This window comes from Sphingomonas sp. ID1715 (assembly GCF_013044515.1).
In the GTDB taxonomy this organism is placed as follows: domain Bacteria; phylum Pseudomonadota; class Alphaproteobacteria; order Sphingomonadales; family Sphingomonadaceae; genus Sphingomonas_B.
Genome location: NZ_JABEPR010000007.1, coordinates 42,171 through 65,809, shown reverse-complemented (window position 1 = coordinate 65,809; position 23,639 = coordinate 42,171). Strand labels below are relative to the sequence as shown.

The following is a 23,639-nucleotide window of genomic DNA, read 5'->3' as shown; positions in this document are numbered from 1 at the left end:
TGTCGCGATTTTCTCCACGGCGCTGAAAAACGACCGCGTTCCTGCTAGAGTGAAAATCAGCCGCTCCGTAGATTTCCGTCCCTGATCAAGAGACAAGGCGGGAAAACAGGTTGTTCGGAACCTATCACTGGATTGCCCTCGCATTGTTCCTGGGCTTCGTGCTCGTGGAGCTGGGCGGCCGCGCCCAGGCCTGGCCCGGCGTGACGGGATGGCGGCTGCAGGGCATCGCCTCCACCCTGCTCTATTTCGCGGTGGGCACCTTTGCGCCGCTCGCCTGGGACGCGTGGCTCGGCCAATATCAGCTGGTCGACGGGTCCCGACTGCCCTTCTGGGCACAGGTGGTCGGCGGCTTTCTGGTGCTGGAGGCCTTCATCTATGCCTGGCACCGGACGATGCACAATGTCCGGCCGCTGTGGCGCTGGTTCCACCAGATGCATCACAGTGCCGAACGGCTCGACATCTGGGGCGCCTTCTATTTCCATCCGCTCGACATGATCGGCTGGGCGCTGCTCACCAGCCTGGCGCTGGTGCTCGGCTTCGGCCTGAGCGGCGAGGCGGCGTTGCTGGTCAATGTGCTCGCGACCTTCTGCTCGATGTTCCAGCACATGAATGTGCGCACGCCGCGCTGGGTGGGCTATGTCGTACAGCGCCCGGAAAGCCATTCGCTGCACCACAAACGCGGCCACCACGCGAACAATTATGGCGACCTGCCGCTCTACGACATGATCTTCGGCACCTTCGCCAATCCGAAGGATTTCGAGGCCGAAGTCGGCTTCCACGCGGGCTCGTCGCGCCGGATCGGACCCATGCTGATCGGGCGGGAGATCGCATAAATTTACTATCGTCATCCCCGCGAAAGCGGGGACCCAGCTTCTTCTTGTGCTGCTGGGTTCCCGCTTGTGCGGGAATGACGAAAATGAAAGAACGCTGTCCTACACCTAACCTATTTGGTTAGCCTCTCGACTCGCAACCGGGAGACTGACCATGGCCATCGACACGCTTATCGACGAACTGCTGGACCGCGAAGGCGGCTATGTGAACCATCCCGCCGACCGCGGCGGTCCCACCAGTTTCGGCATTACCCAGGCGGTGGCGCGCGCCAATGGCTGGACGGGCGACATGCGCCGCCTCCCCCGCGCCACCGCCGCCGCCATTTACCGCCGGCTCTACTGGCTGAAGCCCCGCTATGACGATGTCGCGGAGCTTGCGCCGCGCATCGCCGCCGAGCTGTTCGACACCGGCGTCAATATGGGGCCGAAGGTCGCCACCGCCTTTCTCCAGCGTGCGCTGAATGCGCTCAATCGCGGCGCAAGAGACTATGCCGACATCGCAGTGGACGGGCTTATCGGCCCCGCAACGCTTGCGGCGCTTGCCGGCTTCATGCGCACGCGCGGTGCGGCCGGCGAGACCGTGCTGCTGAAGGCGATCGAGGCGCTGCAGGGCGAACGCTACCTGCGTCTCGCCGAGAGCCGCCCGGCCAATGAAGCCTTTCTCTACGGCTGGCTCGCCAACCGGATCGGCTGATCGCCTTGGCCACTGCGAACATTCGAGAACATTGGAGATCATCATGGCATTTTTGGAAACGCTGGTCGGCCCGATCGCCAGCCTGATCGACAAGCTCATTCCCGACCCCAAAGCGCGCGACGCCGCCAAGCTGGAGCTGCTCCGCCTGCAGGGCAGTCAGGAGCTGGAGGCGGTCAAGACGCAGCTCTCGGCGATCGTCGCCGAGGCGCAATCGCCCGATCCCTGGACCAGCCGCGCGCGGCCGAGCTTCCTTTACGTCATGTACGCGCTGCTGCTCTGGTCCATTCCGATGGGCCTGCTCTCGGCGCTGTCGCCCGCGACCGCCGAGGCGCTTGCCCACGGCATGACCGCCTATCTGAACGGCCTCCCCGAGCCGCTCTACGCGCTCTTCGGCACGGGCTATCTCGGCTACACCGCGGCCAGGCAATGGGGGAAGATGAAGGGGGTGGAGAAGTAGAGGAAATGTTCGCTCGTCCCGAGCGAAGTCGAGGGGCGCGGTGCCGGCGCCCTTCGACTGCGTGCTGCGCACTCCGCTCAGGACGAGCGACTCTCTTTCACAACTAACACAAACCCTCTACCAGCCCCAAATGCTCGAACCCGCCGCGCAGTCGCGCGCCATTCCGCCCTCGCTTTTCGCTTTCTCGATCTTCTATGGCGGCATGGTCTGCATCGCGGGCGTGCTGGGCAACAAGCAGGTCGCGCTGGGGCCGCTGGCAGTAGAGGCCGGCATCTTCGCCTTCCTGCTGCTCGTCGTCACCTCCAGCGCGGTTGCCGAGCTGCACGGTCGGGCCATCGCCAACCGACTGGTGCAGATCGGCTTCGTGCCGCTCATCGTGTCGCTGCTGCTGTCGATCGTCGTGCTGGCCGTGCCCGCCTCGCCCGAGATGGACCCGGCCCGCCGCGACGCCTTCCAGATGATCATGGGCGGCACGCCGCGCATCTGGCTCGGCGGCATCGTCGCCTATGGCATTTCGCAGACGCTTAACGTCACCATCTTCTCGGCGCTGAAAGGCAAGGAAGGAGGCAGACTCCTCTGGTTCCGCGCCGGCCTCGCCTCGGTGCTCAGCCAGGTCGTCGACACCCTGTTGTTCGTCAGTATCGCCTTTCTCGGCGTGTTTCCGATCGGCCAGCTGCTGCTCGGCCAGATGCTCGCCAAGGTGGTGCTGTCCGCGCTGCTCGTGCCGCCGGTCATCTATCTCTTCGTCGCGCTCGGGCGGCGGCTCGACGGCAAGTGAGGATCAGGCCCGTGACCGACTCTGCCAGCCTCATCTCCCGCGCGGAGATCCTGATCGAGGCGCTGCCCTATATGCAGCGCTATGCCGGCCAGACTTTCGTCGTGAAATATGGCGGCCACGCGATGGGCGACCCCAGCGTCGCGATGAGCTTTGCCGAAGACATCGTGCTGCTGAAGGCGGTCGGCATCAATCCGGTCGTCGTGCATGGCGGCGGCCCGCAGATCGGCTCGATGCTGAAAAAGCTGGGCGTGAAGTCGGAGTTCGTCGATGGCCTTCGCGTCACCGACGAGCAGACCGCGGACGTCGCCGAAATGGTCCTGTCCGGCGCAATCAACAAGGAACTGGTCGCGTTGATCGGCCAGGCAGGCGGCAGCGCGGTCGGCATTTCTGGCAAGGACGGCAAATTCGTTCGGGCGGTGAAGCTGGAGCATTCGGTCTACGACCCGGAAACCGACGAAGAATTGCCGGTGGATCTCGGCTTTGTCGGGACGCCGACCGCCGTTGACGCCAAGCTCATCCAGCATATCGAGGCGGCCGGCATGATCCCGGTGGTCGCTCCGATCGGCCTGGGCGAAAAGGGCGAGACCTATAATATCAACGCCGACACCATGGCGGGCTCGATTGCCGCCGCGCTGGGCGCCGCACGCCTCTTCCTGCTGACCGACGTCGCCGGCGTGCTCGACAAACAGGGGCAGCTGCTGACCGACCTCAATCCCGCCGACATCCAGCGGCTGCGCGAGGACGGGACGATCAGCGGCGGCATGATCCCGAAGCTCGAAACCTGCCTGCATGCCGTCGGCCAGGGCGTCGACGCCGCCGTCATCCTCGACGGACGGGTCCCGCATGCGGTGCTGCTCGAAATCTTCACCAAGGCCGGCGTCGGCACGCTGGTGCGGGTGTGACCGTCTAGGCTAGGGAGCTGCCATGGCCCTCGTCATCTATCAAATCCTCGACCTGCTGCTGACGGTCGCCCGCTGGATCATCATCATCCAGGCGGTGCTGTCCTGGCTGGTCGCGTTCAACGTCATCAACATGCACAGCGACTTCGTGCGCACGGTGCTGATCGCCCTCGATCGCATGACCGCGCCGCTCTACCGGCCGATCCGGCGGATCATGCCGGATCTGGGCGCGCTCGACCTGTCGCCGCTCGTCGTGCTGCTCCTCATCATCATCCTGCAGAGCATCGTGCTGCCGGCGATCTTCACGCCGATGATCGCCGCATCGATGTGAGCCAGGCCGCGGTCATCGACGGTGCCGGTTTCGCCGCCGGCCTGCGCGGACGGGTCGCGGACGGCGTCGCAACCTTCCGCAATCAGGCGGGCCGCGCGCCGGGCCTTGCCGTGGTGCTGGTCGGCGAAGACCCCGCCAGCCAGGTCTATGTCCGCTCCAAGGGCAAGGCCACGGTCGAAGCCGGCATGCTCAGCTTCGAACACAGACTGCCGGCCGACACCGCGCAGGACGATCTGCTCGCGCTGGTCCGCCGGCTGAACGCCGATCCCGCGGTCGACGGCATCCTCGTCCAGCTGCCACTTCCCAAACAGATCGACGAGCAGGCGGTGATCGAGACGATCGATCCGACCAAGGACGTCGACGGCTTCCACCCCGTCAACGCCGGCCGGCTCGCCAGCGGGCTCGACGGCTTCGTCCCCTGCACGCCGCTCGGCTGCCTGATGCTGCTCAAGGATCGGCTGGGCGACCTGTCAGGCCTCGACGCCGTGGTGATCGGCCGTTCGAACATTGTCGGCAAGCCGATGGCGGCGCTGCTGCTGCGCGAAAGCTGCACCGTCACAATCGCGCACAGCCGCACCCGCGACCTGCCGGAAGTCGTCCGCCGCGCCGACATCGTCGTCGCCGCCGTCGGCCGCCCGCAGATGGTGAAGGGCGACTGGCTGAAGCCCGGCGCGACCGTGATCGACGTCGGCATCAACCGCGTCCCCGCCGCCGAGCCGGGCAAGACCCGCCTGGTGGGCGACGTCGATTTCGACAGCGCCTTGCCCGTCGCCGGCGCGATCACGCCGGTGCCCAAGGGCGTCGGCCCGATGACGATCGCCGTGCTGCTGCGGAATACGCTGGTGAGCGCGTGCCGGCGGGAGGGCGTGGATGTTTCTCCCGACCTGTGACCAACTCGCTCGTCCCGAGCGTAGTCGAGGGGCGCTGGCACGGACTCGTCACATCCGCCCCTCGACTTCGCTCGGGACGAGCGGAGTAGGTAAGCACGCGTGCTAGAACTCTTCATCTCCGCCTTCGCCACCTTGTTCGTGGTGATCGATCCACCCGGCTGCGCGCCGATCTTCGCCAGCCTGACGAGCGGTGCGACCGGGCAGCATCGCCGCGCGATGGCGCTGCGCTCGGTCGGCGTCGCGGGCGCGATCCTGGTCGTGTTCGCGCTGGTCGGCGAAGCCTTTTTGCGCGCGCTCGGCATCAGCCTCGACGCGTTCCGCATCGCCGGCGGCATCATGCTGTTCCTGATCGCGCTCGAAATGGTCTTCGAACGGCGTCAGCAGCGCCGCGAGACGCGCGCCGAAGACGTGAAGGCGCAGCCAGCGCACGAGGACATTTCCATCTTCCCGATGGGCATTCCGATGATCGCGGGTCCCGGATCCATCGCCTCGGCCATGCTGCTCACCTCGCGCGCGGAAGGGCTCGAGCAGGACCTGACCGTGCTCGCCGCGCTCGCCCTGGTGCTCGTGCTGACCCTGCTTGCCCTGCTGCTCGCCGGCCCCTTGATGCGCCTGCTCGGGTACCGGCTGGAAGCGATGATCACGCGTATCCTCGGCGTGGTGCTGGCCGCGCTTGCCGTTCAGTTCGTGATCGACGGCGTGCGCGCGGCACTCACCTGATCCGCCACAGCCAGTAAGGCGAGTTCTTCGGCAGCTTCACCGGCTCCAGCCAGGGGAAGCGCTCGCCGCGCTCCAGCCGGGCATAGAAGCCGTTCGGGCTGCGCGCCCGATAGACGGTCGATTCGGCGAAGAAGGGGCAGACCAGCAGCAAGGTCGCGCCATGCCGCCTGGCGATCGCCCGCGCCTGGTCCGGCGCGCCGTCGAACGCGTGATGCACGTCCAGGATCGCCTGGCCGTTGCGGTGATAGGGTCCGGCGACCGCCTTGTGATGCGTCACCGCGATGATCCGCGGCCCGAGATCGGCGAAGGTGAAGATCGTCGTCGCCGGCATCAGCGCGATCGGGTGCAGCGCCGGCAGGGTCGGGCAGCGGCGATTGGCGGCGGTGACCTTCTTCCAATAGGCCTCGTTCTTCTTCTCCTTCGGCAGGAAGGGGAAGGCGAGATAGCTTGCGATACCGGAAACGAGCAGGAACGCGCCGACCACGCCGAACACGCGCACCAGCATCCGCTGCGAGGAGCCGAACCAGCGCACCAGATGCCAGCCGAGGAACGCCGCGCCGACTGCGCCGATCAGCTGCGCCGCAGGCCCGGCGCGCACCTGCCAGAACAGCATGCCGACCGAAAAGAGCGACAGCACCACGATCGACAGCCAGCAGAACACGACCTCCTGCCCCCGGGCGCGCCAGATTCCCCAGGCGGCGCCGACCAAGCCGATCGCCGGCAACATCAAGGTCGCGACGATCGTCTGCGCGTTCTGGGCATAGATCGGCCGCGCCTCACGCACGTTCGACAGCCATAATTTGTAGAGCTCCGGCGACACGCCCTCGAGCCGCCCGCGGCAGTGCGGCCATGACAGCCAGTAGAAGGCCGCGACGGCGCTGGCGGCGAGCACCGCCGTGGCGAGCCTCAGCTCCCAACGCGCCGGGTTGAGCAGGGTCAGCGCCAGCAGGCTCGCGCAGCCGACCAGCACGGTCGAGAGCCAGACCGGTGACAAGGCGTCGCAGACCGGCGCGCGGTTCGCATAGCTGGCGAACAGGCCGAAGCCGATCGCGGAGGCGAGGCCGAAAGTCGCGGCATAGGAAAATAGCCGCGGGCTCGCCTCGCGGTGCACGATCCAGCGCAGGCCGATCGAGGCGCCGGCCACCGCGATATAGGGCAGCAGCTCGAGCCCGATCACCAGCGACAGCGCGCTCGCGACGCCGACCGTGATGCCGCCGCGGATGCGTTGCGGGTCGGCCAGGCCGGCGATGGTCACCAGCAGGAAGGCGAGCTGCCAGCCATGATGATCGATGCGCAGCGGCCGGAACATGTCGAGCGCGATCTGGCAGCACAGCACCAGCGCCGCCGCGAGCAGCGCCGCGCGCGGATCGATCAGCCGGCGCGCGGCCAGGCCGGCACTGAACAGCGCCACCAGCAGCGGCAGCAGCGGCGCCACCGTCACCGCGATCTGCTCGGCGAGCCGACCGCCAACCAGCGGGCGGAAGACCAGGATCAGGCCGGCGATCGGCAGGTCGACAAGCCGCGACCAGTGAATGTCGAACCCGACGGGCGGGTTCAGCTTGTACTGGCGCAGATCATACCAACCCTGGCCGTTCAGCCAGGCGCGCACCTGCGCGATCCGCATATTGTCGTCGGTGTCGCCCAGCGCGAACCAGTGGATGCTGCCCCAGCGCGACCAGATCAGCCAGACGCACGCCGCCAGCCACAGCGTGACGACGAGCAGCCGCCACCGGCGGTCGAACAGGGAGGACGGGTCGGCCGACATTGTTCTTTCAGTAAGCTGGCGGGATCATTAGGGGATCGCACGCGAAGGGCAAAGAGCAATGGCTGACCACGTCTATTCGGGCGGATTCTACGACTATATCGACGCCGGCTCGCGGGCGTCGGCGCGCACCGTCGCGCGGCTGCTGCTCGGCGAAATGACGATCGCCAGCCTGCTCGATATCGGCTCCGGCCACGGCGCCTGGGCGGCGGAGTGGATGGCGGCGGGCGTCCCCGACGTGCTGGCGGTCGACGGGGACTATGTGACGCGCGACCGGCTCGCTATTCCCGCGGAGCGCTTCCGGCCGCACGACCTGCTGCAGCCGCTCGATCTCGGCCGTCGCTTCGATCTCGTCCAGTCGCTGGAAGTCGCCGAGCATCTGCCCGCCAGCCGTGCCGAGGCCTTCGTCGACTCGCTGTCGCGCCACGGCGACGTCATCCTCTTCTCCGCCGCCGTGCCGCATCAGGGCGGCGAGCATCATGTCAACGAGCAGCCGCTCGGCTATTGGCGCGCCAAGTTCGCCGCGCGCGGCTACCAGGCTTACGACTGGCTGCGCCCGCGCATCGCTGCGGACGCCGAGATTATGCCCTGGTACCGCTTCAACACGCTGATCTACGCGAACCAGGCGGGGGCGCAGCGCCTGTCCGACGGCATCCGCGCCGCGAAGGTGCCAGAGGGGGCGTCGGTCGAAGTCTCCGGCGACCTGCGCTGGCGCGCCCGCCGCGCAATGGTGCGCCTGATCCCGCCGGCGCTGGTCAAGCCGATCGCGATGGCCAAGGCTGCGGTGGAAGCGCGGTTGCGGTGATACCTACGGAGCGGTTTGGGCTGAGCTTGTCGAAGCCCTCCCTTCCCCTTTCGGCACCAAGAACAAGGGAGGCCTTCGACAAGCTCAGGCCAAACCGGGTTTTGATATGCTGCTGCAGAAACTGAACTCCCCCGCCACGGTCCAGCTGATCCGCTACGCCATCATCGGCGCGCTGATCACCGCGCTCGGCCAGGCCATCTATTATTTCGGCGTCGAATGGGCGGGGCTCGACCCGAACGTCTCGATCGGCGTCGCCTTCCTGATCGGCGTCGCGATCGGCTATTTCGCGCATGGCTGGATCAGCTTTGCCGGCCATGGCGCGCGCGACGATCATGCCGGCATGAGCCTGCGCTTCATCGCCGTGAACCTGTTCGGCTTTGCGCTGAACAGCTTCTTCGTGTGGTTACTCGTAAAGGCGCTCGGCGGCCCGACCTGGTGGCCGATCGTCCCCAACGTCCTGGTCACGCCCTTCGCGACCTTCCTGATGCACCGCCATTGGACGTTCGGCTGAGGCGTCGATGCCGAGCCGCGCCTGACGGTCGGCGCGCGCGCCCCTGATGTCCGCCACCACATAGAGCGGCCGCTGCTTGGCCTGGCTGTAGAGCCGGCCGAGATATTCGCCCATCACGCCGAGCACGAACATCTGCACCGCGCCCAGCGCCACCACGACCAGCATCAGCGAGGTCCAGCCCTCGACCGCGCGGCCCGACAGCCAGCCGGCGAAGATATAGACGATCAGCAGCAGCGATCCGAAGGACAGCAACAGCCCGGCATGGCTGGCGAGCTTCAAGGGCGTCGATGAGAAGCTGGTCAGCGCGTCGAGCGCAAAGCGCAGCATCTTGTGCAGCGGATAATTGGTCGTGCCCGCAAAGCGTTCGTCGCGATCGTACGGCAGCGGCACCTGGCGGAAGCCGAGCCAGGCGACCATGCCGCGAATGAAGCGCGCCTGTTCCGGCATCGCCAGGAACACGTCCAGCGCGCGGCGGCTGATCAGGCGGAAGTCGCCAGTGTCCACGGGAATCTCGGTGTCGGTCGCATGCGAGAGCAGACGGTAGAAGAGCTTGGCCGTGCCGCGCTTGAACGCCGTCTCGCCCTCACGCGAGCGGCGCACGCCATAGACCACGTCGGCGCCCGCCAGGTCCATCTCGCGCATCATCGCCGGCAGCAGCTCGGGCGGGTCCTGCAAGTCGGCGTCGATGATCAGGATGCGCTCGCCCACCGCCAGGTCGAGCCCGGCGGTCAGCGCCAGCTGATGGCCGTGGTTGCGCGACAGGTTGATGGCAACGAGATGCGGATCGCTGGCAGCAAGCGCCTGCATCACCTGCCAGGTCGAATCCCGCGAGCCGTCATTGACCAGCACGATTTCGTGCGACGCGCCGACCGTCTCCCGCGCCGCCTCGGACAGGCGCCGGTGCAGCTCTGGCAGGCACGCTTCCTCGTTGAAGCAGGGCACGACGATCGAGAGGGCGAGCCGGGTCATCGGACCACACGATAGAGCGTGGAATGCCCGTTCGACCAGATGGGGCGTAGATCGGGTGCTGCCGCGCCTCCGCCGAGCACCCAGAGGTGATCGAAGGCGGCCCGGTTGAACTCGGCGACCGCCTTGTCGAGGTCCGATCCCTCGCCCCGGCATTGCTTCGGATAGACGAGCTGCGACGGGTCGTTGCCGTAGCGACCGACGCCGGGCTTGATCACCTCGAGCCCCTGCGCGCTGTCGACGGTCCACTGATCATTGGTGAAGGCGTCGCGCCGGACGATGGCGAGCGCCGGCAGATGGTCGAGCCGCGGCGTCGTCCAGGCATTGCCGCAGGGCCGCACCACCAGCGACAGCACCGAGGCGCCGCGGGGCAGATGGTCGATCGCCTGCAGCTCGCTCCGATAGCTGCGGTCGAACTGCAGGAAGCTCGTGGTTGTCGCTGCCAGTCGCGCGCTCACGAACAGCAAGCCGGCGGCAGCCATCCAGTTTGCCTCCGAACGGATCGCGAGCAGCGCCAGACCCATGGTGAAGGGCAACAGCCGCATGTCGGCGTAGGCGGAGCCGACCGCGACCCGCGGCATCAGCACGAAGGCCGCTACGCACAGTAACACCGGCACTGCCAGCAGCGGATCAAAACGCCGCTTCACGGCCGCCACCGCGACGATCACAAACAGCGTCCAGGCGCTGAGCACGTCGAACAGCTCCCACCGGTCGCGCAGCAGTGAGGTGATCCAGAACAGCTTCGCGTTCCAGTTGAACCAGTCGAAGCTCACTGCCTCAGGCGAGTCGGTGCGGAGCAGCACCATCGGTACGAGCGGCAGGGCGAGGCCCAGGCAGGTGAGCCCCGCTGCGACTGCAGCGCCTGGCAAAGGCGCACCGGTGCGCTGCTTCCGCACCAGCTCGCTGCCGAACGCACTGAGTCCGAACAGCCCCCAGCCGACCATGTGCGTCAGCCACAACAGACAGGCGAGCGGCACAAAGAGGGCGGTGCGCAGTCGCACCTGCCCGAGCCGGCCCAGCCTGATCCACAGGGCAAGCGCGTTCCACGCCAGCGCGACCGACAGCGAGAAATTGATGAAGCCGAACTGGAAGGGATAGGCATAGGCGAGGGGCAGCGCGAACAGCGCGGTCGGCGGCACGCGGCCATGCGCTTCGCGGGCGGTCCACAGCATGCCGAGGGCAGTCAGCGGCGGAATGGCGAGCGCGATCAGCTTGGCGCCGAGTTCGACGCCGAACAGCTTCGACAGCGGCACGATCAGCAGGTCGACGCCGAGATTGCCGAGCAGCTTCCACTGGAAACTGAACGCCTGCGACAGCGACGCCACTTGGCTGATATGCGTCTGGATCTGATATCGGCCCATATGACCGATCAGGTCGACCAGCGGCGGCACCTGCGGCCACAGCAGCGGCACCGCCATGGCAAACGCCAGCAGCAGCCAGACCCACCGCTTGTCGAGCAAATCCCCCGCCATGCGACTTCCTACGGGCGCAGTCCGGGGCCGGCAATGGCCCGCACGCGCCAGACGAGCAGGTTGCTGCCGACCAGAGGCACCGGATCGAGCCAGTCGGGGGCGGCCCCGCTCAGCAGATGCGCGGCGAGGCCGCTCGGACGCAGCAGCGGCGGCGGCAGGCCACCCGTCGCGCTCGGGCAAAGCGCCACATAGTCGACGGTCCAGAGATTGGCGACGTAGCGCGCCTCTTCCGGGCTCGACAGGAAGAGCTCGGCGAGCGCCCGATTGCCGGCGCGGTCGCGGTGGAAGGGGCCGCCCAGGCTGCGGTGTTGGGTCGCGCCGATCAGATAGCCGGACAGGCTCATCGGCGCTGCGAACGTGCCCGTGTCGAGCCGGTCCAGCGCCAGCAGCGTGTGGCGGTCGGTGCAGGTCTCGGCAGCCACAGCCCGAGGCGGCGCCAGCAGCCCGAGCCCCTGCCAGACCAACCCGACCGAGGCAATCGCGGCCAGCACCTGCAACGCGCGGATGCGGATCGCGATGATCGCCTGCGCCAGCAGCGGCGCGGCCAGCGCCGCCGCGAACCACAAGGTGCGCAGCTGCAGGAAGCTGGCGAGGATGCTGACGATCAGAACGCCAGTCAGCAGCAGCATGGCTGCGCTTGTGCGACGCCAGCTCAGCCACAGCCCGGCGCCCAGGCCGATCAGGGGCAGTCCCAGCCATGCGATCAGCATCGCCGGCGACTGGCGGAGCAGCCCGCCATATTCGCCCACTTGCTCCGGCCACACCCGCTGCAGCAGCGGATCGGCGGCACCATAGGGGCTACCGAAACAGGCTGGTGCGGCGAGCCAGCCCGCCGCGAGCACCAGTGCCCCGAGCAACAGGGCGACGCCGGCACGCCAGCGCACATCCGGCAAGCGCGGCGCTAGGCCTCCGAGCACCAGCCAATAGCCGGACGCCATCAGCATCAGCGTGAACGCGGGCGGCGTGAAGCTGTCGCAGAACTCGCCGGGCCAGATTTGCGGCCGGAGCAGCGCCAAGGCGCTAAGGCTCGCGATCAGCAGTCCGAAGCCGAAGCCGGCCACCGCCCGCCGGTCGCTGACCCAGCCGAGCGCCAGCCACAGCATGGCGGTCGCGATCACCGGCGTCGCCTCGGCGCCGACGGCCAGGCTGACGCCCGCCACCGCTCCCGCCAGCAGCAGCCGCGAGGAGAGCAGCGCGAGCAGCATCGCCTCGCTCAGCACCAGCTGCAGGCCGTGATGGTCGATCCGACCCGGCGCGAACAGCGCGATGGCCGGAAAGGCGAAGGCGCCGATCGCCAGTGCGAGGGCGGCGCTGCGCCCCTCGCCCAGCCGCCGCGCCAGCCCGCCGATGAGCAGCAGATGCAGAAAGAACAGCAGCTCCGGCCAGAAGATCACCGCCGCGATCTCGGTGCGCGCCACGCCCATCAGCGGCGACAGCAGCCAGATGATGAGCGCCGGCACCAGGTCCGGCAGCCGCGACCAGTGTAGCGGCGTCCCGCCCGGCGGACCCAGCCGCGCCTGCACCAGATCGGAGAAGCTCTGGCCGTCGAGCCAGTCCCTGATCTGCGCCAGCCGCACCATGTCGTCCGGCTCGGGCAAGCGCAAGGCGGCGAGGTCGGTCCAGGCAAGCGCCGTCCACAGCGCCGTCAGCGCGACGGCGAGGAGCAGCGCGAGGGTGTTAGCTCCTCCCCGCAACGGGGAGGGTGGAGGGGCCGCAGCGAAGCGAGGATGGCTCCGACCGTCGGCTCCGCCGCCGGCCCCTCCACCAAGCCGCTCCGCGTCTTGGTCCCCCTCCCCGTTCCGGGGAGGAGCCTGGGTCACCGATCCCGCCGGCCGAGCAGACGCAACCGCAGCGCGTTCAGCTTGATGAAGCCTTCCGCGTCCCGCTGGTCATAGGCGCCGAGATCATCCTCGAACGTTACGATGTCGGCGGAATAGAGATTATACTTCACGTCCGCCTTGCGTCCGACGACATGCGCGGCGCCCTTGTACAGCTTCAGCCGTACGGTGCCGGTCACGGACTTTTGTGAAGCGTCCACCGCGGCCTGCAGCATCTCGCGCTCGGGCGAGAACCAGAAGCCGTTGTAGATGAGCTCCGCGTAGCGCGGCATCAGTGCATCCTTCATATGCGCTGCGCCCCGGTCGAGCGTCAGCTGCTCGATGCCGCGATGCGCCAGATGGAGGATCGTGCCGCCCGGCGTCTCGTACATGCCGCGCGACTTCATGCCGACGAAGCGGTTCTCGACGAGATCAAGCCGTCCGATGCCGTGAATGCGGCCATAATCGTTGAGCTTCTCGAGCAGCGCCGCCGGTCCCAGGCCCTCGCCATTCACCGCGACCGGATCGCCGCGCTCGAAGTCGATGGTGATGTATTCGGGCGTGTCCGGCGCATCCTCGGGATTGTTGGTGCGCGAATAGACATAGTCCGGCACCTCTTCCCACGGGTCCTCCAGCACCTTCCCCTCGGACGAAGTGTGCAGCAGGTTCGCGTCGGTCGAGAAGGGGGCCTCGCCGCGCTTGTCGCGGGGGATCGGGATCTGATGCGCTTCGGCGAACTCGATCAGCCGGGTGCGGCTGGTCAGGTCCCATTCCCGCCACGGCGCGATCACCTTGATGTCCGGGTTGAGCGCGTAATAGCCGAGTTCGAACCGCACCTGGTCGTTGCCCTTGCCGGTCGCGCCGTGGGAGACGGTGTCGGCCCCGACCTGCTTGGCGATCTCGATCTGGCGCTTGGCGATCAGCGGCCGCGCGATCGAGGTGCCGAGCAGATACTGGCCCTCATACACCGCATTGGCGCGCATCATCGGGAAGACATAGTCGCGGACGAATTCGTCGCGCAGATCCTCGATGAAGATGTGCTCGGGCTTGACTCCCATCAGCTCGGCCTTGCGCCGCGCCGGCTCCAGCTCCTCGCCTTGGCCCAGATCGGCGGTGAAGGTCACCACCTCGCAGTCATAGGTCTGCTGCAGCCACTTCAGAATCACGCTCGTGTCGAGCCCGCCGGAAAAGGCGAGAACGACCCGGTTGACCTTGCTTGCCATCGAATAGAACCTCCGTGTGGCGCGCGCCCTATGCGCAACAAGGGAGGGGTGCAATGGCCGAGAACAAGACGAAACCGACGAGCGTCAGCGTGGCCGACTTCGTCAACGGCGCCGAGCCCCCGCAGCGCCGCGCGGAAGCGCAACAGCTGATCGAGATGATGGAGCGCATCTCCGGTGAACCCGCGACCATGTGGGGGCCAAGCATCATCGGCTTCGGCCGCTATGCCTATACCTATGAGAGTGGCCATTCGGGCGAAGCGCCACGCATCGCCTTCAGCCCGCGGAAATCGGCGCTGACTCTCTATCTCGGCAGCGAATATCCGGCCCGCGACGAATTGCTGGCGAAGCTTGGCAAGCACAAGAAGGGCAAGGGCTGCCTGTACATCACCAAGCTCGCCGATGTGGACGCAGCCGTGCTCGAAGAGATGATCGCTGCGTCTTGGCGCGAGCGGCTGGAGCGCTACCCGCTATAGCTCCGCTCGGCATCCGCCATGTAGTCCCGGGTGATCGGCACCGCGTGGCGACTGCGGACATATTGCACCTGATAGTTGCACATGCCGCCATGCTCGAACGAGACAAGCGCTCCGGCCAGATAGAATTGCCACATGCGGAAGAAGCGCTCGTCATAGAGCGCCTCGATCTCCGCCCGCTTGGCGACCGTGCGGTCATACCAGTGCTTGAGCGTATAGGCGTAATGCAGCCGCAGCGTCTCGACGTCCGACGCGATCAGTCGCGCGGATTCGCTCGCCCGGACGATCTCGCTCAGCGCCGGGATATAGCCGCCGGGAAAGATATATTTGGAGGTGAAGGCGTCGGTCGTGCCCGGGCCGCCCATGCGGCCGATCGTATGCAGCAGCATCACGCCGTCTTCGGCGAGCAGGTTGCGGCACTTGCGAAAGAAGGTGCGGTAATGCGGCGGTCCGACATGTTCGAACATGCCGACCGACACGATCCGGTCGAACCGCCCGGTCACGTCGCGATAGTCGATCAGCTCGAAGCGGACCCGGTCGGCGACCCCCGCTTCCTCGGCACGCCGCCGTGCGACCTTCAGCTGCTCCTCGCTCAAGGTGATGCCGAGCACGTCCACATCGGCGACCCGGTTCAGGTAGAGCGCCATGCCGCCCCAGCCGCAGCCGATGTCGAGCACGGTCTGGCCTGATCGCAGCGCCAGCTTGGCGGCGATATGCGCCTTCTTGTCCGCCTGCGCCTGCTCCAGGCTGTTCGCCGGGTCGGTGAAATAGGCGCAGCTATATTGCCGGTCGGCATCGAGGAAGAGGTCGTAGAGCCGGTCGGAAAGGTCGTAATGATGCGCGACATTGCGCTTTGATCGGCGCGTCCAGTTCAGCCGGTCGAACCGCCCGCGCACGTCCTGCACGGAGCGACGAAGCGGGTTGGGCGGCCTGAGCTCGCCCCCGCGCTCGAACGGCTGCCCGGCCCGGATCAGCCGGATCAGGTCGAGGATGTCGCCCTGCTCGACGATCAGCTTGCCGTCCATATAGGCCTCGCCGGCGCCGATCCGCGGCAGCCGGGCGATGTTGAGCGGCGTCGCGCGGTCGGCGAAGCGGACGGTCACCGACCGGATTTCGGGATCGGGGGCACCGAATGTTCGCTGCGTCCCGTCGGCGAAGATCACGGTGAGTTCGCCGCGCCTCACCACCCGGCGCATCAGCGTGTCGAACAGGGCCATGCGTGCGGAACGCCTACGTAACGGTCTGGTGCCGAAGGGCGGGGCTAAATGCCGGCATACCATTCATAGCCGGCAATATCCTCCCACAGCCCACCCTTGCCGCCATGGATGCCGGCAAAGCTGTCTACCGCTTCGACCCGCATCACATATTTCGCCTGCTTGTAGCCCAGGTGCCGCTCCGCCCGCAGCCGGATCGGGGCGCCGTGGCCGATATCGAGCAGATGGCCGTTCATGCCCCAGGCGAGGATCGTCTGCGGGTGAAAAGCGTCGATCAGGTCGACCGACTCATAATAGGGCCGCTCGCCATAACGGTCGGCGCAGTGGAACACGACGTAGCGTGCCGAAGAGCGCATCCCGGCCTGGTCGAGCAGCAGCTTCAGCGGCACGCCATGCCATTGGCCGATCGCGCTCCAGCCCTCGACGCAGTCGTGGCGCGTAATCTGGGTCCGCGTCGGCATGGATCGAAGCTGGGCGAGGCTCAGCGACAATGGCCGTGCGACCTGCCCGTCCACGACCAGCCGCCAGTCGGCGAAGCGGTTGGCAGCAAGCGCCTGATAATCGGGCGTATTCGGATTGTTGGTGCCGTTGGTGCGGAACACCGGGCTCATCTGCTCCGGCGCGAACTCGCGGGCCAGGGCGCCCCGATCGGTCAGCGACCGCTGCAGATAGCGGTGCGCATCCTCCGCCTTGAACAGGATGGAGCGGAACGTCTCGTTCTCGCCGAGCTTGTCGCAGCCCGACAGCAGCCCGGCCGCACCTAGCGACCCGATCAGGCGTCGGCGGGACAGAAGCAAATCCTCCCCGGAACGGGGAGGGGGACCATGCGCAGCATGGTGGAGGGGGCCCTCCGCCCGCACCAAACCCGGGGCCCCCTCCACCACGTGCTGACGCCCGCGGTCCCCCTCCCCGTTCCGGGGAGGATTGAAGAGGCGCCTCACTGACTCTCCTCCGCCGTCGCCGGTACGCGCAGCCACCCGGTCACCATGCCGCGCACGCCGTTCAGCGGTCCCGACAGCAGCACCAGCACCAGGTGCACGACGATGAACAGCAGCAGCAGGGCGGCGGCGATGAAGTGGAGCGATCGCGCCGAGGGGCGGCCGCCGAACAGATCGACCAGCCAAGGCCAGGCCGCGTTCATGCCCGGCGACATGGTCAGGCCGGTCATGATCACGAGCGGGATGAGGATGAAGATCACGCCGATATAGCTGAGCTTCTGCAGGATATTGAACGCGCCGGGGTCTTCCGCATTGTGGAAGCGGAGCTTCAGATGCTCGACGACATCGTGCCAGAGATGGCGCGGCGTCAGCTCGCGCCGGTGCAGCACCAGGTCCTTCTTGAAATGGCGATTGATCAGGCTGGCGACCATGAAGGCGAGCAGGCCGAAACCGAGCAGCAGCGCGAATGCCAGATGCCAGCGGCGGGCAAGCGCCAGATCATAGTTCGACGGGATGGTAGCCCAGCCGGGAAAGGCGTTCGTCCGCACCGATCCGTCCGCAGCGGTCCAGCGGCCGAGCACGCCGTCCGTCTCCCAGCGGCGATCGCCAATCTTCAGATAGCCGCCTTGGCTGTCGGACGCGATCAGCAGCCATGGACGATCCTGATTGGCGCCATATTGACCCCAATAAAGCCGCGGATGCGCGTTGAAGATCATCGCCCCGCTCATCAGCAGCACGATGATCGTCACCGCATTCACCCAGTGCCACAGCCGGGTGGCCAGCTTGTGGCGATAGATCAGGCGCGTGCGGCCAGGCTCCATTCCGCCATAGTCGCACAGATCGTCACCCTGTCAAATGCATGGAAACCATGCAGGACGGTTATACCGGCCGGTTGAAGCGCCCCTTCGTCTCCGCCTTTTCCTTCAGCAGCTTGGCGACCTTGAAGCCGTGCTTTTCGAGGCCGGTCACGATCTTGTCGGCGCCTTCATGGTCCGCCCACAGCATCGGGCCGCCGCGATAGACGGGCCAGCCATAGCCGTAGATCCACACCACATCGATGTCGGAGGCGCGCTGGGCGATGCCTTCCTCCAGGATCAGCGCGCCTTCATTGACCATGGTGTAGAGCGTGCGCTCGACGATCTCCTGGTCGCTGATCTCGCGCTTCTTGGTGCCTTCCTTGGCGGCGAACTCGTCGATGATCGCCTGCACTTCGGGCGACGGCGTCGGGCGCCGCTTCTCGTCATAATCGTAGAAGCCCTTGCCGGTCTTCTGGCCCCAGCGCCCCTTGGCGCAGAGCGCGTCGCGGACGTTCTCGATCCTGTTCGGGTCGCGATGCCAGCCGATATCGACGCCGGCCAGGTCGGACATCTGGAACGGACCCATCGGCATGCCGAACTCGACATGCACGCGGTCGATCTGTTCGGGCGTCGCGCCTTCCATCAGCAGCTTGTTGGCCTCGACCTGACGCGGCATCAGCATGCGATTGCCGATAAAGCCGTAGCAAACGCCGGCGACCACCGCGACCTTGCCGATCTTTTTGCCGATCGCCATCGCGGTGGCGAGCACGTCGGGCGCGGTCTTGGCGCCGCGCACCACCTCCAGCAGCTTCATGACGTTGGCCGGCGAGAAGAAGTGCATGCCAAGCACGTCCTGCGGACGGCTCGTCGACGCGGCGATCTCGTCGATGTTCAGATAGGACGTGTTGGACGCGAGGATCGCACCTGGCTTGGCGATCTTGTCGAGCTTGGCGAACGTCTCCTTCTTGACGTCCATATTCTCGTAGATCGCTTCGATGATCAGGTCGCAATCGGCCAGATCCTCGAGCTTCAGCGTGGGCGTCAGCGCGCCCATATACTGGTCCACCTGTTCGGACTTGAAGCGGCCCTTGGCGGCCGACGCATCGTAATTCTTGCGGATGACGCCCACGCCGCGATCGAGATTCTCCTGCGCGGCCTCGACGATCGTCACGGGGATGCCGGCCTGAAGGAAGTTCATCGAGATGCCGCCGCCCATCGTGCCGGCGCCGATCACGCCGACGCGCTTGATGTCGCGCAGCTTGATGTCCTCGGGAATGCCGTCGATCTTCGCTGCCTGGCGCTCGGCGAAGAAGATGTGGCGCTGGGCCGCGGACTGCGTGCCCATCATCAGCTTCATGAACTCCTGCCGCTCGAACGCAATGCCCTGATCGAAGGGCAATTCGACTGCCGCCTGCACGCAGCGGAGGTTGGCGGCGGGCGCATCGAAGCCGCGGAACTTCTTGGCGTTCTCGGTCGCGAACTTCTGGATGAAGGCCGGGTCGCCATGGACCGGCACCTCCCGGCTGCGCCGCGGCTCGACGCCGATCACGCCTTTCGCAAACTCCAGCGCGTCTTCGAGCAGACGGCCTTCTTCGGCGATCTTGTCGACCAGCCCGACCTGCTGTGCCTTGGCGGCGCTGATCGGATTACCCGTTGCGCACATCTCGGCAGCGGCTTCGATGCCGGCGATGCGGGGCAGGCGCTGGGTGCCGCCAGCACCGGGCAGCAGGCCGAGCTTCACTTCCGGCACGCCGAGCTTCGCGGACGGCACCGCGACACGGTAATGGCAGCCGAGCGTAACTTCGAGGCCGCCGCCGAGGGCGGTGCCGTGGATCGCGGCGACCACCGGCTTGCTCGACGCCTCGATGCGGTCGATGACCTGCGGCAGCATCGGCTCGACCGGCGGCTTGCCGAACTCGGTGATGTCGGCGCCGGCGAAGAAGGTGCGGCCCTCGCAGCGGATCACCGCCGCCTTGATCTCGTCATCGCGCTCCAGCTGGTCGATGGCGGCGGCGAGGCCCTGCCGCACGGCCGCGCCAAGCGCGTTCACCGGCGGGTTGTTGGACGTGACGATCAGGATGCCGTCGCGGACTTCGGTGGTGATGGGGCCGGACATGGTTCTTCCTTATGCTGCAGTCTTGCCCGTCTCCTGACGGGTCACGGGATGGGATGAGGAGAGGCCGCCATCGACGGCGATGGCCTGGCCGTTGACATAGGATGCTTCGTCGGAGGCGAGGAACAGCGCCATATTGGCGATCTCGTCCGGCTGGCCGGCGCGGCGGAGTGGATTGAGACGGCCGATCTTGTCGGTGACGCCCTTTTGCTCCGCATAGTCGAACGCGCGCTGGGTCATGCCGGTCTGGATCAGCCCCGGGCAAATGGCGTTGACGCGCACGCCCGTCGCCGAGAGCTGTTGCGCCGCGGTCATGACCAGGTTGATCACGCCCGCCTTCGATGCCGAGTAATGCGCCCCGCCCGCACCCGAACGGATGCCGGCGACCGAGGCGGTGCAGATGATCGAGCCGCCCCGCCCCTGCTCCATCATGTGCCGCCCGGAATGCTTGATCATCAGCCAGGGGCCGATCAGATTGACCTGGAGCAGCTGCTGCCATTCCTCGACGGTCAGGTCGAAGATGCCGGGGAGCCCGCCGGACACGCCGGCATTGGCATAGGCCACGTCGAGGCCGCCGAAGCGGCTCACCGCCTCCGCCACCATCGCTTGCACATCGGCCTCGGAGCCTGCATCCATCTGCACGGCATGGACGTCGCCGCCGATCATCGACGAAGTCTCGTGCACCGCCTCCGACTTGTCGCCGATGACGAGCTTCGCGCCCTCGGCGGCGAAGCGGCGCGCCGTCGCGCGGCCGATGCCCGAACCGGCGCCGGTGATCACCGCGACCTTGCCTGACAATCTCATGACCTGGCCTCCCGCTTGGCGGAGACTGTCCTTCGAGACGGGCCTTCGCCTGCGCTCAGTTCCTCCTCAGGATGAGCGTGACAAAATGTGATCCGCTCATCCTGAGGAGCCGTTGAGCTTGCCGAAACGGCGTCTCGAAGGATCATATCGTCTGCCCTCCGTCGATCACGATGGTCTGACCGGTCGTGAAGGAGCCGGCAGGCGCCGCCAGGAACACGGCAGCGCCGGCGATCTCGTCCGGTTCGCCGATCCGCCGCAGCGGCGCGCCCTGCGTGGAGCGCTTCAGCGTTTCGGGATTCTCCCACAAGGCGCGCGCAAAGTCGGTCTTGATCAGGCCCGGCGCGATGCAGTTGACCCGCACATTGTCCGGCCCGAACTCGTGCGCCAGGTTGCGGGCGAGCGCCATATCGGCGGCCTTGGAGATGCCGTAGGCGCCGAGCACCGCCGTCCCGCGCAGCCCACCGATCGACGAGATGATGACGATCGCCCCGTCCTTGCGCCCCCGCATCTCCGGCGCGACCATGCCGATCAGCCAGTGGTTCGAGACGATATTGTTGTCGAGGATCTTGCGGAATTGTTCGTCGGCAATGCCGTCCATCGGGCCATAATAGGGGTTGGATGCCGCGTTGCAGACGAGGATGTCGACCTGCCCGAAGGCCCGCCGCGTCTCGTCGACCAAATGCTGCAGCCCGGCCTTGTCGGAGATATTGGCGGCAACCGCGATCGCTCTACCCGGGTAGCGGCCGTTGATGTCCGCCGCGACCTCGTCGCACGCCTCCTGCTTGCGGCTGGAGACGACGACGTTCGCCCCATGCTCCGCCATCCGCTCGGCAATCGCCTTGCCGATGCCGCGCGACGAGCCGGTGATGATGGCGGTTTTGCCGGAGAGATCGAACAGGTTCATTTTGCCCCCGCGAGTTGCGCGAAATGCCAGGACGCCGCGGCCAGTCCGGGCACCCGCGCGGCGGTCGCTTCGGCCTGCGGCGACGAGGCAGTGCCGTCGACGATCCGCTTCTTGATGCCCTGCACGATGCCGGTCAGCCGGAAGAGATTGTAGCTGAAATACCAGTTCAGGTCCGGCACGCCGGCGCGGCCCGTGCGGGCGCAATAGCGTTCGACCGCTTCCTCCAGCGTCGGAATGCCGAGCGCCCCGTGATCGAGACCCTTGATACCGGAGCGTCCCTCCGGCTCCGTCACCCAGTTCATCAGCAAGTAGGAGAAATCGGCGAGCGGATCGCCGAGCGTAGACAATTCCCAATCGAGCACGGCGATCACTCGATCTTCCAAAGCGTGGAAGATCATGTTGTCGATGCGATAGTCGCCGTGAACGATGGACACGCGGTCCTGTTGCGGCACAGTGGACGGCAGCCACTCGATCAGCCGGTCCACTTCTGCGATCGTTTCCGTCTCGCTCGCCCGATATTGCTTGGTCCAGCGACCGACCTGGCGCTCGAAATAATTGCCGGGCTTGCCATAGTCGGCCAGCCCCACCGCCTCATGATCGGTGTTGTGCAGGTCGGCGAGCGTGTCGATCATCGCATGATAGACGCCGCGCCTTTGCTCGGGCGTGTAGCCGGGCAGCGACCCGTCCCACAGGTTCCGCCCGTCGGCCAGTCCCATGATGTAGAACATCGAGCCGATCATGTCGCGGTCCGTGCACAGGCCGTAGGGCCGCGCCACCGGAAAGCCGGTCGGAAACAGCGCCGCCTGGACCCGATATTCGCGATCGACCGCATGGGCGGACGGAAGCAGGTTCCCGAACGGCTGCCGACGCAGCACATAGCTCTGCGCCGGCGTGTCGATCCGGTAGGTTGGATTGGACTGGCCGCCCTTGAAGCGCGAAAGCGTGATCGGCCCGGCGAAGCTCTCGACGTTCGCACCCATCCACTCGGCCAGCCGCGCTTCGTCCAGGCGATCCTTGTCCGGCACCGGCATGGTGCCGACCATCGAGGTGGCTGCGTCAGTCATGCCGCACCTGCGCTCCGGCGAAGGTCGGAGCCTTGCTCGATCAGAGCTCCGGCCTTCGCCGGAGCGCAAGGAGGGGCGGACCTCATCATGCGTCGAACACCACCACGGAGCGCGTCGTGTCGCCTTTGCGCAGCTGATCGAAGGCGTGATTGATCTCGGTCAGCGGCACGCGTTCGGCGATGATGGTGTCCAGGTCGAGCAGCCCGCGCATGTAGAAGTCGACCAGGCGCGGGATCTCGACCGGGAAGCGATTGGCGCCCATCAGCGCGCCCTGCAGCTTCTTGCCCGACAGCAGGTCCATCGCGCTGAGCCCGGTCTGGTGGCTGAGCGGCATCATGCCCAGGATCGTGGCGGTGCCCCCGCGCTTCAGCACCTTGACCGCGAGCTCGCCCGATTGCGGCCTGCCCACCGCCTCGATGGCGTGATCGACGCCGCCCCTGGTCAGCTCGACGATCTCGGCGACCGCGGTTTCGGACGCAGCGTCCACCACATCGGTGGCGCCGAGCTTCTGCGCGATCTCGCGCTTTTCGGGCACGGGATCGACCGCAATGATGCGGCCGGCGCCGGCGATCTTCGCGGCGTTCACGACCGCCAGTCCGACGCCACCGCAGCCGACCACGGCCACCGTTTCGCCGGGCGTGACATTGGCCGCGTTCCACACCGCGCCGGCACCAGTCGTCACCGCGCAGCCGATCACGCAGGCGCGGTCGAGCGGCATCTCCGGATCGATGCGGACACAGGCATGCTCGTGGATCAGCATCTGTTCGGCATAGGCCGACAGGTTCAGCATCTGGCTGACTTCGCGGCCATCCGGGAAGGTGAGGCGCGGCGCCTCGCCCTTCTTCCGCCGCGTATCGCCGCCCAGGCACAGCGACATGCGCCCGGTGACGCAAAACTCGCAATGCCCGCAAAAGGCGGAGAGGCAGGTCACGACCGCATCGCCGACCTTGACCGTGGTCACCTCGGAGCCGACCTGCTCGACGATGCCGGCCGCCTCATGGCCGGGGATTGCCGGCAATGCATGCGGATAGGCGCCGTCGACGAAATGCAGGTCCGACCGGCACACGCCGCACGCCGCCGTGCGGATCAGCACCTCGCGCGGGCCGGGCTTGGACACCTGCACGTCTTCGACGCTGAGCGGCTCCTTGGGCTGGAAAAGAACGGCGGCTTTCATTCTTCT

Annotated in this window: 24 protein-coding genes; 11 read left to right on the top strand and 13 right to left on the bottom strand. The window is 66.8% G+C overall.

The window, feature by feature from the left end; translation table 11 throughout:
* Positions 1-110: 110 nt before the first annotated feature.
* The 8 genes from HJG53_RS15150 to HJG53_RS15115 all read left to right on the top strand — a co-directional run bounded on the left by HJG53_RS15150 (position 111) and on the right by HJG53_RS15115 (position 5,599).
* Entirely contained in the window at positions 111-833 is a 723-nt protein-coding gene (locus HJG53_RS15150) for a sterol desaturase family protein (RefSeq protein ID WP_171132045.1), read from the top strand.
* Positions 834-984: 151 nt separating this feature from the next.
* The gene (locus HJG53_RS15145) at positions 985-1,524 is read left to right on the top strand and encodes a glycoside hydrolase family 108 protein (protein WP_171132043.1); all 540 of its coding nucleotides are present in this window, start codon (positions 985-987) and stop codon (positions 1,522-1,524) included.
* Positions 1,525-1,567: 43 nt separating this feature from the next.
* A complete protein-coding gene (locus HJG53_RS15140) occupies positions 1,568-1,981 on the top strand; it encodes a holin family protein (protein WP_171132041.1) in 414 nt (137 codons plus the stop codon).
* A 130-nt stretch (positions 1,982-2,111) separates the two neighbouring features.
* Entirely contained in the window at positions 2,112-2,759 is a 648-nt protein-coding gene (locus tag HJG53_RS15135) for a queuosine precursor transporter (protein WP_171132039.1), read from the top strand.
* A gap of 71 nt (positions 2,760-2,830) precedes the next feature.
* Positions 2,831-3,661: an acetylglutamate kinase gene (gene argB / locus HJG53_RS15130; RefSeq protein WP_171132287.1), complete on the top strand. Its 831-nt coding sequence runs from the start codon at positions 2,831-2,833 to the stop codon at positions 3,659-3,661.
* A 22-nt stretch (positions 3,662-3,683) separates the two neighbouring features.
* Positions 3,684-3,989, top strand: coding sequence for a YggT family protein (locus HJG53_RS15125; protein ID WP_171132037.1), 306 nt, complete (start codon positions 3,684-3,686; stop codon positions 3,987-3,989).
* Positions 3,986-4,879 (top strand): bifunctional methylenetetrahydrofolate dehydrogenase/methenyltetrahydrofolate cyclohydrolase FolD, encoded by an 894-nt coding sequence (folD, locus tag HJG53_RS15120; RefSeq protein ID WP_171132034.1) that lies wholly within the window; start codon positions 3,986-3,988, stop codon positions 4,877-4,879. Before HJG53_RS15125 ends, folD begins: the two co-directional genes overlap by 4 nt.
* 99 nt (positions 4,880-4,978) lie before the next feature.
* Positions 4,979-5,599, top strand: coding sequence for a MarC family protein (locus HJG53_RS15115; RefSeq protein ID WP_171132032.1), 621 nt, complete (start codon positions 4,979-4,981; stop codon positions 5,597-5,599).
* On the opposite strand, the gene HJG53_RS15110 is transcribed toward HJG53_RS15115, so the two are convergent.
* Positions 5,592-7,364, bottom strand: a complete 1,773-nt coding sequence (locus tag HJG53_RS15110) for an AcrB/AcrD/AcrF family protein (protein WP_171132030.1) — start codon at positions 7,362-7,364, stop codon at positions 5,592-5,594. The genes HJG53_RS15115 and HJG53_RS15110 overlap by 8 nt on opposite strands.
* A gap of 58 nt (positions 7,365-7,422) precedes the next feature.
* Here HJG53_RS15110 and HJG53_RS15105 point away from each other — a divergent pair, with 58 nt between their 5' ends.
* Positions 7,423-8,166, top strand: a complete 744-nt coding sequence (locus tag HJG53_RS15105) for a methyltransferase domain-containing protein (RefSeq protein ID WP_171132028.1) — start codon at positions 7,423-7,425, stop codon at positions 8,164-8,166.
* 106 nt (positions 8,167-8,272) lie between these two features.
* Positions 8,273-8,677 carry a GtrA family protein gene (locus tag HJG53_RS15100; protein WP_171132026.1) on the top strand — a complete coding sequence of 135 codons (405 nt, stop codon included), beginning with the start codon at positions 8,273-8,275 and terminating at the stop codon, positions 8,675-8,677.
* Here HJG53_RS15100 and HJG53_RS15095 read toward each other — a convergent pair.
* From HJG53_RS15095 to HJG53_RS15080, 4 genes are all read right to left on the bottom strand, one after another.
* A complete protein-coding gene (locus HJG53_RS15095) occupies positions 8,570-9,646 on the bottom strand; it encodes a glycosyltransferase family 2 protein (protein ID WP_171132024.1) in 1,077 nt (358 codons plus the stop codon). The genes HJG53_RS15100 and HJG53_RS15095 overlap by 108 nt on opposite strands.
* Positions 9,643-11,115, bottom strand: coding sequence for a hypothetical protein (locus tag HJG53_RS15090; protein ID WP_171132022.1), 1,473 nt, complete (start codon positions 11,113-11,115; stop codon positions 9,643-9,645). The genes HJG53_RS15095 and HJG53_RS15090 overlap by 4 nt, the downstream gene beginning before the upstream one ends.
* Before the next feature lie 8 nt (positions 11,116-11,123).
* Entirely contained in the window at positions 11,124-12,809 is a 1,686-nt protein-coding gene (locus HJG53_RS15085) for a hypothetical protein (protein ID WP_171132020.1), read from the bottom strand.
* Positions 12,810-12,931: 122 nt separating this feature from the next.
* The gene (locus HJG53_RS15080) at positions 12,932-14,155 is read right to left on the bottom strand and encodes an argininosuccinate synthase (RefSeq protein ID WP_171132018.1); all 1,224 of its coding nucleotides are present in this window, start codon (positions 14,153-14,155) and stop codon (positions 12,932-12,934) included.
* Between the two features lie 53 nt (positions 14,156-14,208).
* Between HJG53_RS15080 and HJG53_RS15075 the strand changes: the two genes are divergently transcribed.
* Positions 14,209-14,628 (top strand): DUF1801 domain-containing protein, encoded by a 420-nt coding sequence (locus HJG53_RS15075; protein WP_171132016.1) that lies wholly within the window; start codon positions 14,209-14,211, stop codon positions 14,626-14,628.
* On the opposite strand, the gene HJG53_RS15070 is transcribed toward HJG53_RS15075, so the two are convergent.
* From HJG53_RS15070 to HJG53_RS15035, 8 genes are all read right to left on the bottom strand, one after another.
* Positions 14,616-15,842 (bottom strand): cyclopropane-fatty-acyl-phospholipid synthase family protein, encoded by a 1,227-nt coding sequence (locus HJG53_RS15070; protein WP_171132014.1) that lies wholly within the window; start codon positions 15,840-15,842, stop codon positions 14,616-14,618. The two genes, HJG53_RS15075 and HJG53_RS15070, sit on opposite strands and share 13 nt — an antisense overlap.
* 44 nt (positions 15,843-15,886) lie before the next feature.
* Positions 15,887-16,636, bottom strand: a complete 750-nt coding sequence (locus tag HJG53_RS15065; protein WP_171132012.1) for a molybdopterin-dependent oxidoreductase — start codon at positions 16,634-16,636, stop codon at positions 15,887-15,889.
* 140 nt (positions 16,637-16,776) lie between these two features.
* The gene (locus HJG53_RS15060; protein WP_171132010.1) at positions 16,777-17,598 is read right to left on the bottom strand and encodes a cytochrome b/b6 domain-containing protein; all 822 of its coding nucleotides are present in this window, start codon (positions 17,596-17,598) and stop codon (positions 16,777-16,779) included.
* 58 nt (positions 17,599-17,656) lie between these two features.
* Positions 17,657-19,690 (bottom strand): 3-hydroxyacyl-CoA dehydrogenase NAD-binding domain-containing protein, encoded by a 2,034-nt coding sequence (locus HJG53_RS15055; RefSeq protein WP_171132008.1) that lies wholly within the window; start codon positions 19,688-19,690, stop codon positions 17,657-17,659.
* A 9-nt stretch (positions 19,691-19,699) separates the two neighbouring features.
* Positions 19,700-20,491 (bottom strand): SDR family NAD(P)-dependent oxidoreductase, encoded by a 792-nt coding sequence (locus HJG53_RS15050; protein ID WP_171132006.1) that lies wholly within the window; start codon positions 20,489-20,491, stop codon positions 19,700-19,702.
* A 142-nt stretch (positions 20,492-20,633) separates the two neighbouring features.
* Positions 20,634-21,395 (bottom strand): SDR family oxidoreductase, encoded by a 762-nt coding sequence (locus HJG53_RS15045; protein ID WP_171132004.1) that lies wholly within the window; start codon positions 21,393-21,395, stop codon positions 20,634-20,636.
* Positions 21,392-22,459: a phosphotransferase family protein gene (locus HJG53_RS15040; RefSeq protein WP_171132002.1), complete on the bottom strand. Its 1,068-nt coding sequence runs from the start codon at positions 22,457-22,459 to the stop codon at positions 21,392-21,394. The genes HJG53_RS15045 and HJG53_RS15040 overlap by 4 nt, the downstream gene beginning before the upstream one ends.
* An 85-nt stretch (positions 22,460-22,544) precedes the next feature.
* On the bottom strand, positions 22,545-23,633 hold the full coding sequence (locus HJG53_RS15035; RefSeq protein ID WP_171132000.1) for a Zn-dependent alcohol dehydrogenase: 1,089 nt from the start codon (positions 23,631-23,633) through the stop codon (positions 22,545-22,547).
* Positions 23,634-23,639 lie beyond the last annotated feature (6 nt).

What these genes read in the sequence shown, in the direction of transcription:
- HJG53_RS15145 (WP_171132043.1), top strand. Translation starts at nt 985, where the DNA reads ATGGCCATCGACACGCTTATCGACGAACTGCTGGACCGCGAAGGCGGC.
- HJG53_RS15140 (WP_171132041.1), top strand. Translation starts at nt 1,568, where the DNA reads ATGGCATTTTTGGAAACGCTGGTCGGCCCGATCGCCAGCCTGATCGAC.
- HJG53_RS15135 (WP_171132039.1), top strand. Translation starts at nt 2,112, where the DNA reads ATGCTCGAACCCGCCGCGCAGTCGCGCGCCATTCCGCCCTCGCTTTTC.
- argB (WP_171132287.1), top strand. Translation starts at nt 2,831, where the DNA reads ATGCAGCGCTATGCCGGCCAGACTTTCGTCGTGAAATATGGCGGCCAC.
- HJG53_RS15125 (WP_171132037.1), top strand. Translation starts at nt 3,684, where the DNA reads ATGGCCCTCGTCATCTATCAAATCCTCGACCTGCTGCTGACGGTCGCC.
- HJG53_RS15110 (WP_171132030.1), bottom strand. Translation starts at nt 7,364, where the DNA reads ATGTCGGCCGACCCGTCCTCCCTGTTCGACCGCCGGTGGCGGCTGCTC.
- HJG53_RS15105 (WP_171132028.1), top strand. Translation starts at nt 7,423, where the DNA reads ATGGCTGACCACGTCTATTCGGGCGGATTCTACGACTATATCGACGCC.
- HJG53_RS15100 (WP_171132026.1), top strand. Translation starts at nt 8,273, where the DNA reads ATGCTGCTGCAGAAACTGAACTCCCCCGCCACGGTCCAGCTGATCCGC.
- HJG53_RS15095 (WP_171132024.1), bottom strand. Translation starts at nt 9,646, where the DNA reads ATGACCCGGCTCGCCCTCTCGATCGTCGTGCCCTGCTTCAACGAGGAA.
- HJG53_RS15090 (WP_171132022.1), bottom strand. Translation starts at nt 11,115, where the DNA reads ATGGCGGGGGATTTGCTCGACAAGCGGTGGGTCTGGCTGCTGCTGGCG.
- HJG53_RS15080 (WP_171132018.1), bottom strand. Translation starts at nt 14,155, where the DNA reads ATGGCAAGCAAGGTCAACCGGGTCGTTCTCGCCTTTTCCGGCGGGCTC.
- HJG53_RS15075 (WP_171132016.1), top strand. Translation starts at nt 14,209, where the DNA reads ATGGCCGAGAACAAGACGAAACCGACGAGCGTCAGCGTGGCCGACTTC.
- HJG53_RS15070 (WP_171132014.1), bottom strand. Translation starts at nt 15,842, where the DNA reads ATGGCCCTGTTCGACACGCTGATGCGCCGGGTGGTGAGGCGCGGCGAA.
- HJG53_RS15060 (WP_171132010.1), bottom strand. Translation starts at nt 17,598, where the DNA reads ATGGAGCCTGGCCGCACGCGCCTGATCTATCGCCACAAGCTGGCCACC.
- HJG53_RS15055 (WP_171132008.1), bottom strand. Translation starts at nt 19,690, where the DNA reads ATGTCCGGCCCCATCACCACCGAAGTCCGCGACGGCATCCTGATCGTC.
- HJG53_RS15050 (WP_171132006.1), bottom strand. Translation starts at nt 20,491, where the DNA reads ATGAGATTGTCAGGCAAGGTCGCGGTGATCACCGGCGCCGGTTCGGGC.
- HJG53_RS15045 (WP_171132004.1), bottom strand. Translation starts at nt 21,395, where the DNA reads ATGAACCTGTTCGATCTCTCCGGCAAAACCGCCATCATCACCGGCTCG.
- HJG53_RS15040 (WP_171132002.1), bottom strand. Translation starts at nt 22,459, where the DNA reads ATGACTGACGCAGCCACCTCGATGGTCGGCACCATGCCGGTGCCGGAC.
- HJG53_RS15035 (WP_171132000.1), bottom strand. Translation starts at nt 23,633, where the DNA reads ATGAAAGCCGCCGTTCTTTTCCAGCCCAAGGAGCCGCTCAGCGTCGAA.